The organism is Pseudomonas sp. 478 (assembly GCF_003254125.1).
Lineage (GTDB): Bacteria > Pseudomonadota > Gammaproteobacteria > Pseudomonadales > Pseudomonadaceae > Aquipseudomonas.
In genome coordinates this window covers 624,912-637,928 of sequence record NZ_QKZG01000002.1, presented here as the reverse complement: position 1 = coordinate 637,928, position 13,017 = coordinate 624,912, and the positions used below count along the sequence as shown (strand labels likewise).

Sequence of the window (13,017 nt, the reverse complement as noted above, 5' to 3'; positions counted from 1 at the left end):
TGCGTATGTCTACCGATTCGAGTTTTGACGACAAACGTCCGGACAGCGTTCCAACCACGCCACAAGAGAGCGTTGACCCTGTGATGGACCCGAACGATCCGTTAAGGGATCCCTTGGCGCGTCCGATGGTAGTGCCAACGGAGCATCCCCACCGCACGAGAGATCCGAGTGCCGGGGACGGCATTCCGGATGACGACCAGATGCCGCTGCCCAATGACTGACGCCGGACGAAAAAAGCCCCGAATAATCGGGGCTTTCTTTTGCTTGTCGTTTACTTATTTTGACGCTTCAACCACGCCACTCTGACGATGCTTGAGATTCTTGTCGGACTTGTACTGCAAGGCTACAGACGGCACGTTCGTGCCCCTGCCGGTTTCAACCCAGCTGCGAATACGGCTGGCATCGGCAAAATGCGTGTACTTGCCAAAGGCATCGAGGATCACCAACGCAACCGGGCGATTGCCCATGCTGGTGACCAGGACCAGGCAGTGACCTGCCTCGTTGGTGAAGCCGGTTTTCGTCAGCTTGATGTCCCAGTTCGGCTTGTTGACCAAATGGTCGGTGTTACGGAAACCCAGGCTGTAGTTGGGTTTACGGAATGAGACGGTTTTTTCCTTGGTCGTACTCAGCTCAGTCAACAGTGGGTACTTGTGCGCAGCGATCAGCAGTTTGCTCAGGTCGCGGGCCGTGGACACGTTGCGAGGGGAGAGGCCGGTGGGTTCGACGAAGTGCGTGCTGGTCATGCCCAGTGCTTTCGCTTTGGCATTCATTGCGGCAATGAACGCGACGTAGCCACCCGGATAATGATGGGCCAGGCTCGCGGCAGCGCGGTTTTCCGAGGACATCAGGGCAATCAGCAGCATTTCCCTGCGCGGCATTTCGCTGTTGAGTTTCACCCGGGAAAACACACCTTTCATTTCCGGGGTGTCACTGATGTTGATGTTGATGATTTCGTCCATGTTCTGTCTGGCTTCAACCACGACCAGGCCGGTCATCAGTTTGCTGACGGACGCGATTGGCACCACCACGTCAGGATTGCTGGCATAGATGACTTTATTGGTCTGCAGATCCATCAGCAATGCGCTGCCGGAGGCGATCTTCAGTGATGACGTATCTCGCGGTGCCGAAGTGGTGTCGGCAGCGTTGGCTATTGGCGTGGTGAAAGTCCCTGTAAATGCAAAAAATAGGCTCAGGATGGAAAGACGGATTTTCACGCTGGCAGACTCGTTAGGTGTGGATAAGCCGTTTTGTAACGGGTTGTTTCTTTAAAAACGACGCATTTTAGGAGTATGAGCTACGAAAGCGCTAGCTGCCTGTATGGCGAGTGCTTTATATGAAAAAAATGAGGCGAAGGTGTGGGAGGGAGATACTTATGCCAGGTTTAGTCTCAGGCAATGTGGGTGCCTGAGAGATTGTGGGTGGGTTTTGTGTTCAGCGCCCTTTGGTCTGATTCCGCTTGGGCACAAGCATTCCGACCTCCTGCTGATAGCGCTGGTATACCTCTCCAAGTGAATCGACCAGGTCTTTTTCTTCCAGATGCGCGCCGATCAGGATGTAACTGGTACTGAGTATCGCAAACAGAAGATGCCCGGCGGTCATTTCGGGCGTCGCCCAGAATGCAATCAGGAAGCCTGCGTATAAGGGGTGGCGGACAAGTTTGTAGAGCCATGGCGATTTGAAGATGGGCTTTTCGGGGATCCGCTTGCGCCAGGCATCAAGCGCTTGCTTCACACCGAATAGCTCGAAGTGGCTGATCAGGAAGGTTGCCAATAGCGCGATGCCCCAGCCTAGCCAGAACAGTGAGATGAGCAGCCCTTTGCCCCAGGGCGATTCGACGTTCCAGATGGGCGTTGCGATAGGCTGCCAAACCACAAACAACAAGGTGAGCACCAGGCAACTGGAGAGTACGTAGGTAGCGCGCTCGAGCGTGGCGGGAATGAACCTCATCCACCATCGCTTGAAGTTTTTTCGCGCCATGCCACTGTGTTGTACGGCGAACAATGTGATCAGAATGGCATCAACCAGCATCGCCAGAGGCCATGTGATGCCGGGTCCTGAATTGATATCTTTGGGGACTCCGATACCTGCGAGAAATCCGATCAGATAGAGAATGGTCAGCAGGAAAAACAGGTAGCAGCAGAGGCTGTAAAGCAAGCCGGCCAGTTTTCCAGAGAAAACGAAAAAACGATGTCCAGTCAGGTTAGGAGGTTTCATGCGTGATGCCTTCCAGGCTTTGCGCGTACTTCCCGATTCGCGTCTACGGTTTATGAGGATGATTCGAGTATCAGTCTAGGACGGTATGGGGTTTTCGCTGCTTCTCTGACCTGCAGTCTTTAAGGGGCATTACTTGAGCTGCGTCTGAAAACAGGAAACCCCGCCAATGGCGGGGTTTCTGGTGTGTTCGACGTCGCCGGCGGAATCAGCTGTGCAGTGTCTCTGCTGCGTACAATGTATTTTCCAGCAGGCAAGCGCGAGTCATCGGGCCAACGCCACCCGGGACTGGAGTGATCCAGCCGGCGCGGGGCAGGGCGGTGTCGTAGATCACGTCACCGACCAGTTTGCCGTCTTCCTGGCGATTGATGCCAACGTCGATCACGATCGCGCCTTCCTTGATCCACTCGCCTTTGACGAGGCCCGGCTTGCCGGCAGCGACGACAACCAGATCGGCGCGACCGACGTGGCCTGCCAGATCCTTGGTGAAGCGGTGGGTGACGGTCACGGTGCAGCCGGCCAGCAGCAATTCCATTGCCATCGGGCGGCCAACAATGTTGGAGGCCCCGACAACCACTGCGTCCATCCCGTAGAGATCGACACCGGTGCTTTCCAGCAACGTCATGATGCCTTTAGGGGTGCACGGGCGCAGCAGCGGAATACGCTGGGCGAGGCGACCGACGTTATAAGGGTGGAAACCGTCGACGTCCTTGTCTGGACGAATGCGCTCCAGCAATTTGGAAGCGTCCAGGTGTTCAGGTAAAGGAAGCTGAAGCAGAACGCCATCAATTGCCGGGTCGTCGTTCAGGCGATCGATCAGATCGGTCAGTGCTTCTTGAGTGGTTTCGGAAGGCAGGTCGTAGGCTTGGGAAATGAAGCCGACCTCTTCACAGTCTTTACGCTTGTGCGAGACATAAACCTGAGAGGCGGGATCGCTGCCGACCAGGATCACCGCGAGGCCGGGCGTGCGCAGACCTTGCTGGCGACGCTCGTTGACGCGTTTGGCGATCTGCTGGCGCAGGCTGGCGGCGATCGATTTGCCGTCGATTAGTTGTGCAGTCATTGCGCGTGATTAACCATCGAGAGGGGAAAAAAAGAGAACGCATTCTCGCATGTCATGAGGTGAGGGCAAAGGCGCTTGGTCTGCAAATTCCCCTAACCCCTTTAATTAAATGAATTTTTTTTAAAAAAGAGTTGACGACCTTCAGGGTCACCTATAACATTCGTCGCACTTGTCGGGCACAGCCTAGCACTGGTTAAGAAGGTCGAGCAGAGTTGATGTTTAATTCGGTGAGACTGAAAGCACTTAGTTTGTAATCGTCCAAGAATACAGATTAACAAGGCGCCCGTAGCTCAGCTGGATAGAGCATCCGCCTTCTAAGCGGATGGTCGCAGGTTCGAGTCCTGCCGGGTGCGCCATTAGGCAGCTTTGGCACAAGTAACGCAACATGGCAATATGGTGGGCGTAGCTCAGTTGGTAGAGCACGGGATTGTGACTCCCGTTGTCGAGGGTTCGATCCCCTTCGTCCACCCCATATTTAGAAAGGCGCCAGATTAACAGTCTGGCGCCTTTGCTTTAAAAGCTTGATGCGGATGTGGTGGAATTGGTAGACACACTGGATTTAGGTTCCAGCGCCGCAAGGTGTGAGAGTTCGAGTCTCTCCGTCCGCACCATTACAAACAGCTATTTAATAGCAGAAAACGGCGCAGCACCTGAAAAGGGCTGCGCCGTTTTTGTTTTAGAAGTCTGAATTTTCAAAGCGGCCGCAGGTTCTGGGTCGAGAGGGTGGCTCGGATCGTCGGATTTATGTTTCTCGATGATGCTGATTCGCCCGTTGGTCCCCTTGTGGGGTCGACTGTCAGGGATGGATTGCCGATGCCTTCTATATATAGAAGGATTGGTGCAGAGCCCTGGCATGATTGGCTGTATTTGCTAACAGGGCGAGGCACAACCGTTTGTCCCCGCCTATAAATTGCCTGCTGCTTTTTTACCCGTTTTCAGTAGGGTGACTTCTTGAGTTTGACCCACTAGAATGCATGCCCTTGATTCTGGGGTCGGAAACGGCCGGCTAACGTCTGTGCAACGAGGAATATCCATGCAAGTTTCTGTTGAAAATACTTCTGCTCTTGAGCGCCGCATGAGCATCACCGTGCCGGCTGAGCGCATCGAGACTCAGGTCAACAAGCGTCTGCAGCAGACTGCCCAAAAGGCCAAGATTGCTGGCTTCCGTCCAGGCAAAGTGCCAATGAGTGAAATCAAGCGCCGTTTTGGTGCTGATGCACGTCAGGAAGCGGTCGGCGACGTGATCCAGTCCTCTTTCTACGAAGCTGTCGTTGAGCAGAAGCTGAACCCGGCTGGCGCTCCTTCGATCGAGCCGAAATCGCTGGAAGCCGGCAAAGATCTGGAATACGTCGCGATTTTCGAAGTGTTCCCTGAGTTCACCGTTGCCGGTTTCGAAGGTATCGCGGTTGAGCGCCTGAGCGCTGACGTGGCTGATGCCGATCTGGACAAAATGCTGGAAGTGCTGCGCAAGCAGAACACCCGTTTCGAAGTGGCCGATCGCGCTGCTCAGAACGAAGACCAGCTGAACATCGATTTCGTTGGCAAGGTCGACGGTGAAGTGTTCGCTGGCGGTTCCGCCAAAGGTACTCAGCTGGTTCTGGGTTCCGGCCGCATGATCCCTGGTTTTGAAGACGGTCTGGTTGGCGCTAAAGCCGGCGAAGAGCGCGTTCTGAACCTGACCTTCCCAGAGGACTATCAGAACCTCGACCTGGCAGGCAAAGCCGCTGAGTTCACCGTAACCGTGAACACTGTTTCCGAGCCAAAACTGCCAGAACTGACCGAAGAATTCTTCGCTCAATTCGGCATCAAGGAAACGGGCCTGGAAGGCTTCCGCACCGAAGTTCGCAAGAACATGGAGCGTGAACTGCGTCAGGCGATCAAATCCAAGGTCAAGAATCAGGTAATGGACGGTCTGCTGGCCACCAACCCGATCGAAGTGCCTAAGGCTCTGCTGTCCAACGAAGTTGACCGTCTGCGCGTGCAGGCTGTTCAGCAGTTCGGTGGCAACATCAAGCCTGAGCAACTGCCGGCCGAGCTGTTCGAAGAGCAAGCCAAGCGCCGTGTTGTGCTGGGTCTGATCGTGGCTGAAGTGGTCAAGCAATTCGACCTCAAGCCTGACGAAGCCCGCGTTCGTGAAATGATTCAGGAAATGGCTTCGGCTTACCAGGAGCCTGAGCAGGTTGTGTCTTGGTACTACAAGAACGACCAGCAACTGAACGAAGTTCGTTCGGTTGTGCTGGAAGAACAAGTTGTGGATACTGTTCTGCAGAAAGCTAGCGTGACCGACAAATCGGTCTCTTACGAAGAAGCAGTCAAGCCGGTAGAAGCTCCACAAGCCGACTGATCGTTTTTGCGGTAAGAAGTACACACCATAAGCCAGCCTTCGTGCTGGCTTATGCGTATTCAAGACATAACTATTTGGGAGTGACTGCAGAGCATGTTCCGTAATTCGTATATTCAGCAGAACTCTGATATCCAGGCCGCAGGCGGCCTGGTCCCGATGGTTGTCGAGCAATCTGCTCGTGGCGAGCGCGCCTATGACATCTACTCGCGCCTTCTCAAGGAACGAGTGATCTTTCTGGTTGGTCCGGTAGAGGACTACATGGCCAACCTGATCTGTGCGCAACTGCTGTTCCTTGAAGCGGAAAACCCGGACAAGGACATCCATCTCTATATCAACTCCCCGGGCGGTTCGGTGACGGCGGGCATGTCGATCTATGACACCATGCAGTTCATCAAGCCAAACGTGTCGACTACCTGTATCGGTCAAGCGTGCAGCATGGGTGCGTTCCTGTTGACGGCCGGTGCTGCTGGCAAGCGTTACTGCCTGCCGAACTCGCGTGTGATGATTCACCAGCCACTGGGCGGTTTCCAGGGCCAGGCTTCGGACATCGAAATCCATGCCAAGGAAATCCTCTTCATTCGTGAGCGTCTCAACACGCTGATGGCCAAGCATAGCGGGCACACTCTTGAAGAAATCGAGCGCGATACCAACCGCGATAATTTCATGAGTGCAGAAGCAGCGCGTGAGTACGGGTTGATCGATGAAGTGATCAGTCAGCGCCCCGCTTAAAATAAGCAGCTCAAAATAGGCTTGGTCGGCGCGTCCGACACCAGCGGGCTTGAAAAAGCCCGCAATAGCCTTCATCTTGTGTTGCAAGCCTATCGGATTTGGATCGAACGAATGACTGACACCCGCAACGGCGAGGACAACGGCAAGCTGCTCTATTGCTCCTTCTGTGGCAAAAGCCAGCATGAAGTGCGCAAATTGATTGCCGGCCCCTCGGTCTTTATCTGCGACGAGTGCGTCGACCTGTGCAATGACATCATCCGTGAGGAGGTGCAGGAAGCCCAGGCCGAAAGCAGCGCGCATAAATTGCCTTCGCCTAAAGAAATCAGCGGCATCCTTGATCAGTACGTGATTGGTCAGGAGCGTGCGAAAAAGGTACTGGCCGTAGCGGTGTACAACCACTACAAGCGCCTGAACCAGCGTGACAAAAAGAATGACGATGTCGAACTCGGCAAGAGCAACATCTTGCTGATCGGCCCGACAGGCTCGGGTAAAACCCTGCTTGCCGAAACACTGGCCCGCTTGCTGAACGTTCCGTTCACCATCGCCGACGCAACCACCCTCACCGAGGCAGGTTACGTGGGTGAGGATGTCGAAAACATCATTCAGAAGCTGCTGCAGAAGTGCGATTACGACGTAGAAAAGGCCCAGATGGGCATTGTCTACATCGATGAGATCGACAAGATCTCGCGCAAATCTGACAACCCGTCGATCACCCGGGATGTTTCCGGTGAAGGCGTGCAGCAGGCCCTGCTCAAGTTGATCGAAGGCACGGTCGCTTCCGTTCCGCCTCAAGGTGGTCGCAAGCATCCGCAGCAGGAATTCCTTCAGGTCGACACCCGTAACATCCTGTTCATCTGCGGTGGTGCGTTCTCCGGTCTGGAAAAGGTTATTCAAAACCGTTCCACCAAGGGCGGCATCGGTTTCAACGCGGAAGTGCGCAGCAAGGAAGAAGGCAAGAAAGTCGGTGAGTCCCTGCGTGAAGTCGAGCCTGACGATCTGGTCAAGTTCGGTCTGATCCCGGAGTTCGTCGGTCGTCTGCCGGTACTTGCCACGCTGGACGAGCTTGATGAGGCTGCGTTGATGCAGATTCTCACCGAGCCGAAAAATGCCCTGACCAAACAGTATGCCAAGCTGTTCGAGATGGAAGGTGTGGACCTGGAATTCCGGGCCGACGCTCTGAAATCGGTCGCTAAACGTGCCCTGGAACGCAAAACCGGTGCCCGTGGATTGCGTTCGATTCTCGAGGGTGTACTGCTCGACACTATGTATGAAATTCCCTCGCAGTCCGAGGTGAGTAAAGTAGTGATCGACGAAAGCGTTATAGAAGGCAAGTCCAAGCCACTGTATATCTACGAAAACAGTGAGCCGGCTGCCAAGGCAGCGCCAGACGCCTAAGCGTCACGCTGCTGGAATAAAGAAGGGGCCTTCGGGCCCCTTTGCTTTTTGCGCGTTTTAACACCTTCTTTAAGCTTGTTTTTTTTGAAGGTAGCCCCCATCTTGGTTTCAAGCTCACTTCCATCTGTTTACGGCCTTATGGCCGCCGTAGAGGCGAAATCATGAAGACAACCATCGAATTGCCTCTCCTGCCATTGCGTGATGTTGTGGTTTATCCGCACATGGTTATCCCGCTGTTCGTGGGGCGCGAGAAATCCATCGAAGCCCTCGAGGCAGCGATGACGGGCGACAAGCAGATCCTTCTGCTGGCTCAGAGAAACCCTGCTGACGACGATCCCGGTGAAGAAGCACTTTATCGCGTAGGTACCATTGCGACCGTTCTACAGCTGCTCAAGCTGCCTGACGGCACGGTCAAGGTTTTGGTTGAAGGTGAGCAGCGGGGCGCCGTTGAGCGTTTCAGCGAAGTGGACGGCCACTGCCGTGCCGAAGTCTCATTGATCGACGAAGTCGACGCGCCAGAGCGCGAGTCGGAAGTGTTCGTACGCAGCCTGCTGGCTCAGTTCGAACAATATGTGCAGTTGGGCAAGAAAGTCCCGGCTGAAGTCCTGTCGTCGCTCAACAGCATCGACGAACCAGGTCGCCTGGTCGACACCATGGCCGCACACATGGCCCTGAAGATCGAGCAGAAGCAGGAAATCCTCGAAATCATCGATTTGTCGGCCCGGGTCGAGCACGTTCTGGCGTTGCTGGATGCCGAGATCGACCTGCTGCAAGTCGAAAAACGCATTCGCGGTCGCGTCAAAAAACAAATGGAGCGCAGCCAGCGCGAGTACTACCTGAATGAGCAGATGAAGGCCATTCAGAAAGAGCTCGGCGATAGCGACGAAGGCCACAACGAAATTGAAGAGCTGAAAAAGCGCATCGATGCCGCCGGTCTGCCGAAAGACGCCTTGGCCAAAGCCCAGGGTGAACTGAACAAGTTAAAGCAAATGTCGCCAATGTCTGCCGAAGCGACCGTGGTGCGCTCGTATATTGACTGGCTGGTTCAGGTGCCGTGGAAGGCGCAGAGCAAAGTGCGCCTGGATCTGGCGCGCGCAGAAGATATTCTCGATGCAGACCACTATGGTCTGGAAGAAGTCAAAGAGCGGATCCTCGAATACCTCGCCGTGCAAAAACGTGTGAAGAAAATTCGTGGTCCGGTGTTGTGCCTGGTCGGTCCTCCTGGGGTGGGTAAAACCTCTCTGGCGGAGTCGATTGCTCACGCCACCAACCGCAAATTCGTGCGCATGGCCCTCGGTGGCGTGCGTGATGAAGCGGAAATTCGTGGTCATCGCCGTACTTATATCGGTTCGATGCCAGGAAGATTGATTCAAAAGATGACAAAAGTGGGCGTCCGCAACCCGCTGTTCCTGCTCGATGAAATCGACAAAATGGGCAGCGACATGCGTGGCGATCCGGCGTCGGCGTTGCTGGAAGTGCTCGACCCTGAGCAGAACCACAACTTCAACGATCACTATCTGGAAGTCGACTACGACCTGTCCGATGTGATGTTCCTTTGCACCTCGAACTCCATGAACATTCCACCCGCCTTGCTGGACCGGATGGAAGTGATTCGTCTGCCGGGTTACACCGAAGACGAAAAGATCAACATCGCCGTCAAATACCTTTCGCCAAAGCAGATTACTGCCAACGGTTTGAAAAAAGGCGAGCTGGAATTCGACGCCGAAGCGATCCGCGACATCATCCGCTACTACACCCGCGAAGCCGGTGTACGTGGGCTGGAGCGCCAGATTGCCAAGGTTTGCCGCAAGGCGGTCAAAGAGCACGCGATGGAAAAACGCTTCTCGGTGAAGGTCACTGCCGAGATGCTGGAACACTTCCTGGGTGTACGCAAATTCCGCTACGGACTGGCTGAATCGCAGGATCAGATCGGTCAGGTTACCGGGCTGGCGTGGACTCAAGTGGGCGGTGAATTGCTGACCATCGAAGCCGCCGTCGTACCGGGTAAAGGCCAGTTGATCAAGACCGGTTCCCTGGGTGACGTCATGGTCGAATCGATCACTGCGGCCCTGACCGTTGTTCGCAGTCGTGCGAAGAGCCTGGGGATTCCCCTGGACTTCCACGAGAAGCGCGACACGCACATCCACATGCCGGAAGGGGCGACCCCGAAGGACGGCCCTAGCGCCGGTGTGGGCATGTGCACGGCTCTGGTGTCGGCATTGACCGGGATCCCTGTGCGCGCGGACGTCGCCATGACTGGCGAAATTACGCTGCGTGGTCAGGTGCTGGCGATTGGCGGTTTGAAAGAAAAACTGCTCGCTGCTCACCGTGGCGGAATCAAGACGGTGATCATTCCTGAAGAGAACGTACGCGATCTGAAGGAAATTCCTGACAATATCAAGCAAGATCTGCAGATTAAACCGGTTAAATGGATTGACGAGGTCCTGCAAATTGCGCTGCAATACGCGCCGGAGCCCTTGCCAGATGTAGCTCCAGAGATAGTCGCCAAGGATGAAAAACGCGAGTCTGACTCTAAGGAAAGAATTAGCACGCATTAGTACGCATTTGCCTGGGTGGCTTGTTGACAGCTTTTTAGAGCCCTTGTTATAAAGCGGCTCTTAAGTGTCTGTAGGCCATTCAGCACTCGTTTTTGCTTTCACCAAAAAACTTAGAATCATACTCAAATAGATATAAGGGGACTTAGAGTGAACAAGTCGGAACTGATTGATGCTATCGCTGCATCCGCTGATATCCCGAAAGCTGCTGCTGGCCGTGCGCTGGACGCTGTAATCGAATCCGTCACTGGCGCTCTCAAGGCTGGCGACTCTGTTGTTCTGGTTGGTTTCGGTACCTTCTCCGTCACTGATCGTCCAGCTCGCATTGGTCGTAACCCACAGACCGGTAAGACGCTGGAAATCGCAGCAGCCAAAAAACCAGGTTTCAAAGCCGGTAAAGCACTGAAAGAAGCTGTCAACTAAGTTCGATTCAGGTTTTTGCCTATCCGGGTCGGGGTCATGCCTGACCTGGCAGCGGAGCGGTAGTCCAGTCGGCAAGTCGTCGATCCGAGACGCCGAGGCTCGCAAGTTCGAGTCATCGGTCCGCTCCGCCAGTTACGAGAAGGCGCATCCTCGGATGCGCCTTTCTTCTATCCGGATTCTACCCACGCTCCACGGTTGCCTAATTTTGAAGTTCAACCGTTTCTGGGGGACGCATGCTGCAGAATATCAGGGACAATTCACAAGGCTGGATTGCCAAGACCATTATCGGGGTCATCGTTGCACTGATGGCTTTGACCGGTTTCGACGCCATCTTCAAGGCCACGACGCACCAAAATGATGCGGCTAAGGTCAATGGCGAAGAAATCAGCCAGAACGAGCTGAGCCAGGCGGTCGATATGCAACGCCGTCAGCTCATGCAACAGCTGGGCAAGGATTTCGATGCTTCCTTGCTCGACGAAAAAATGCTGCGCGAATCGGCCCTCAAAGGCCTGATCGATCGCAAGCTGCTGCTGCAAGGCGCAGAAAACTCGAAATTCGCTTTCTCCGAAGCTGCTTTAGACCAGGTGATCCTGCAAACGCCTGAATTCCAGGTTGATGGCAAGTTCAGCCCTGAGCGTTTCGACCAGGTTATTCGCCAACTCGGCTACAGCCGCATGCAATTCCGCCAGATGCTGGCTCAGGAAATGCTGATCGGTCAGCTGCGCGCGGGTCTGGCAGGTAGTGGTTTTGTCACCGACGCACAGGTTCTGGCATTCGCCCGTCTGGAAAAACAGACCCGCGATTTCGCCTCCCTGAACGTCAAGGTTGACCCGGCGGCTGTGAAGCTGACCGACGATGAAGTCAAAGCCTACTACGACGAACACGCCAAGGAATTCATGACGCCGGATCAGGTGGTCATCGATTACCTGGAGTTGAAGAAGGCTTCCTTCTTTGATCAGGTCAGCGTCAAGGACGAAGACCTGCAAGCGGCGTATCAGAAAGAAACCGCGAACCTGTCGGAACAACGCCGGGCCGCGCACATTCTGATCGAAGTGAACGACAAGGTGACCGAGGCGCAAGCCAAGGCCAAGATCGAAGAGATCCAGGCACGTCTGGCAAAAGGCGAGAAGTTCGAAGCCCTGGCCAAGGAGTTCTCCCAGGATCCTGGTTCGGCGAGCAACGGCGGTGACCTCGGCTATGCCGGTCCTGGCGTCTACGATCCAGCCTTCGAAACAGCGCTGTATGCGTTGGCCAAGGATCAGGTCTCGGCACCGGTCCGCACTGACTTCGGTTTCCACCTGATCAAGCTGTTGGGTGTCGAAGCGCCTGAAGTGCCGACGTTCGCCAGCCTGAAAGACAAGCTGACCCGTGAACTGAAAACCCAGCAGGTCGAGCAGCGTTTCGTCGAGGCGACCAAGCAACTGGAAGACTCGTCGTTCGAAGCCTCCGATCTGGTTCAGCCGGCGCAGGACCTGAAGCTCACTGTTCATACGTCCAAACCGTTCGGCCGCGAAGGTGGCGAGGGTGTTGCGGCCAACCGTGCCGTGGTCACTGCTGCGTTCAGCCCTGAAGTGCTGGATGAGGGTGCCAACAGCACCGCCATCGAGCTCGATCCGGAAACCGTGATCGTGCTGCGCGCCAAGGAGCACCTGAAGCCTGCGCAACTGCCGCTGGAAAGCGTCGCTGCAAGTATTCGCGCGCAATTGACCAAGGAGCACGCCAGTGCTGCCGCCAAGACCAAGGCTGAAGAGCTGATTGCCAGCCTGCGCGATGGCAAGACTGCGCTGGACAAACCGATCGACGGTCAGAGCTGGAAAGTGACCCAGGCAGCTACTCGTGGCCAGGAAGGGGTTGACCCAACCGTGCTGCAGGCGCTGTTCCGCATGCCGAAGCCCGCCGCCAAGGACAAGCCGACCTTCAGTAACGTGACCCTGGCCGATGGTAGCCTGGTGATTGTGCGTCTGAACGGCGTGAACGAAGCGGCTGCGCCGACCGAAGAAGAGAAGGCTCAATACCGTCGCTTCCTCGCTTCGCGCATTGGCCAGCAAGACTTTGCGGCCTACCGCAAACTGCTGGAAAGCCAGGCTGAGATCAAACGCTTCTGATGCCTGACTGAGCTTCGCGCTGCACAAAGACCCCGGCCGAAAGGCTGGGGTTTTTTATGGGTGAAACGAAAGCCGCGCGGGTTACCCGTCGCCTGAGTATTTACCGTGCGACTTTTTCCTGTAAATGACAGTCAGTAGACTTGTAACTGTTTTAAGACACTAATCGATACTCCGCTAAGCATCGATCTGTTG

Annotated in this window: 10 protein-coding genes and 3 tRNA genes; 10 read left to right on the top strand and 3 right to left on the bottom strand. The window is 55.2% G+C overall.

Annotated features, from left to right (window positions below; translation table 11 throughout):
• Positions 1–5: 5 nt before the first annotated feature.
• Positions 6–221 carry a hypothetical protein gene (locus DFS28_RS06815; protein WP_111449085.1) on the top strand — a complete coding sequence of 72 codons (216 nt, stop codon included), beginning with the start codon at positions 6–8 and terminating at the stop codon, positions 219–221.
• Between the two features lie 54 nt (positions 222–275).
• On the opposite strand, the gene pbpG is transcribed toward DFS28_RS06815, so the two are convergent.
• From pbpG to folD, 3 genes are all read right to left on the bottom strand, one after another.
• A complete protein-coding gene (pbpG, locus tag DFS28_RS06810) occupies positions 276–1,214 on the bottom strand; it encodes a D-alanyl-D-alanine endopeptidase (protein ID WP_111449084.1) in 939 nt (312 codons plus the stop codon).
• 217 nt (positions 1,215–1,431) lie between these two features.
• Positions 1,432–2,214, bottom strand: a complete 783-nt coding sequence (gene mddA / locus DFS28_RS06805; protein ID WP_111449083.1) for a methanethiol S-methyltransferase — start codon at positions 2,212–2,214, stop codon at positions 1,432–1,434.
• Between the two features lie 205 nt (positions 2,215–2,419).
• Positions 2,420–3,274: a bifunctional methylenetetrahydrofolate dehydrogenase/methenyltetrahydrofolate cyclohydrolase FolD gene (folD, locus tag DFS28_RS06800; protein ID WP_008148421.1), complete on the bottom strand. Its 855-nt coding sequence runs from the start codon at positions 3,272–3,274 to the stop codon at positions 2,420–2,422.
• 279 nt (positions 3,275–3,553) lie between these two features.
• Between folD and DFS28_RS06795 the strand changes: the two genes are divergently transcribed.
• The 9 genes from DFS28_RS06795 (at position 3,554) to DFS28_RS06755 (ending at position 12,825) form a co-directional block, all read left to right on the top strand.
• Positions 3,554–3,630: transfer RNA gene (locus tag DFS28_RS06795), tRNA-Arg, on the top strand.
• A 40-nt stretch (positions 3,631–3,670) separates the two neighbouring features.
• Positions 3,671–3,746: transfer RNA gene (locus tag DFS28_RS06790), tRNA-His, on the top strand.
• 54 nt (positions 3,747–3,800) lie between these two features.
• Positions 3,801–3,885 (top strand) — tRNA-Leu (locus DFS28_RS06785).
• A 422-nt stretch (positions 3,886–4,307) separates the two neighbouring features.
• Positions 4,308–5,618: a trigger factor gene (gene tig / locus DFS28_RS06780; RefSeq protein WP_111449082.1), complete on the top strand. Its 1,311-nt coding sequence runs from the start codon at positions 4,308–4,310 to the stop codon at positions 5,616–5,618.
• 93 nt (positions 5,619–5,711) lie between these two features.
• Positions 5,712–6,347 (top strand): ATP-dependent Clp endopeptidase proteolytic subunit ClpP, encoded by a 636-nt coding sequence (clpP, locus tag DFS28_RS06775; RefSeq protein ID WP_033057292.1) that lies wholly within the window; start codon positions 5,712–5,714, stop codon positions 6,345–6,347.
• Between the two features lie 111 nt (positions 6,348–6,458).
• Complete coding sequence (gene clpX / locus DFS28_RS06770; RefSeq protein WP_007946893.1) at positions 6,459–7,742, top strand: ATP-dependent Clp protease ATP-binding subunit ClpX; 1,284 nt, start codon at positions 6,459–6,461, stop codon at positions 7,740–7,742.
• A gap of 161 nt (positions 7,743–7,903) precedes the next feature.
• Positions 7,904–10,300: an endopeptidase La gene (lon, locus tag DFS28_RS06765; protein ID WP_008148424.1), complete on the top strand. Its 2,397-nt coding sequence runs from the start codon at positions 7,904–7,906 to the stop codon at positions 10,298–10,300.
• Positions 10,301–10,447: 147 nt separating this feature from the next.
• Positions 10,448–10,720, top strand: a complete 273-nt coding sequence (locus tag DFS28_RS06760) for an HU family DNA-binding protein (RefSeq protein ID WP_002552737.1) — start codon at positions 10,448–10,450, stop codon at positions 10,718–10,720.
• Between the two features lie 233 nt (positions 10,721–10,953).
• A complete protein-coding gene (locus DFS28_RS06755; RefSeq protein WP_111449081.1) occupies positions 10,954–12,825 on the top strand; it encodes a SurA N-terminal domain-containing protein in 1,872 nt (623 codons plus the stop codon).
• Positions 12,826–13,017: the final 192 nt, after the last annotated feature.

Coding starts and splice junctions, on each gene's coding strand:
- folD (WP_008148421.1), bottom strand. CDS start 3,274: ATGACTGCACAACTAATCGACGGCAAATCGATCGCCGCCAGCCTGCGC.
- mddA (WP_111449083.1), bottom strand. CDS start 2,214: ATGAAACCTCCTAACCTGACTGGACATCGTTTTTTCGTTTTCTCTGGA.
- clpX (WP_007946893.1), top strand. CDS start 6,459: ATGACTGACACCCGCAACGGCGAGGACAACGGCAAGCTGCTCTATTGC.
- DFS28_RS06815 (WP_111449085.1), top strand. CDS start 6: ATGTCTACCGATTCGAGTTTTGACGACAAACGTCCGGACAGCGTTCCA.
- tig (WP_111449082.1), top strand. CDS start 4,308: ATGCAAGTTTCTGTTGAAAATACTTCTGCTCTTGAGCGCCGCATGAGC.
- clpP (WP_033057292.1), top strand. CDS start 5,712: ATGTTCCGTAATTCGTATATTCAGCAGAACTCTGATATCCAGGCCGCA.
- lon (WP_008148424.1), top strand. CDS start 7,904: ATGAAGACAACCATCGAATTGCCTCTCCTGCCATTGCGTGATGTTGTG.
- DFS28_RS06755 (WP_111449081.1), top strand. CDS start 10,954: ATGCTGCAGAATATCAGGGACAATTCACAAGGCTGGATTGCCAAGACC.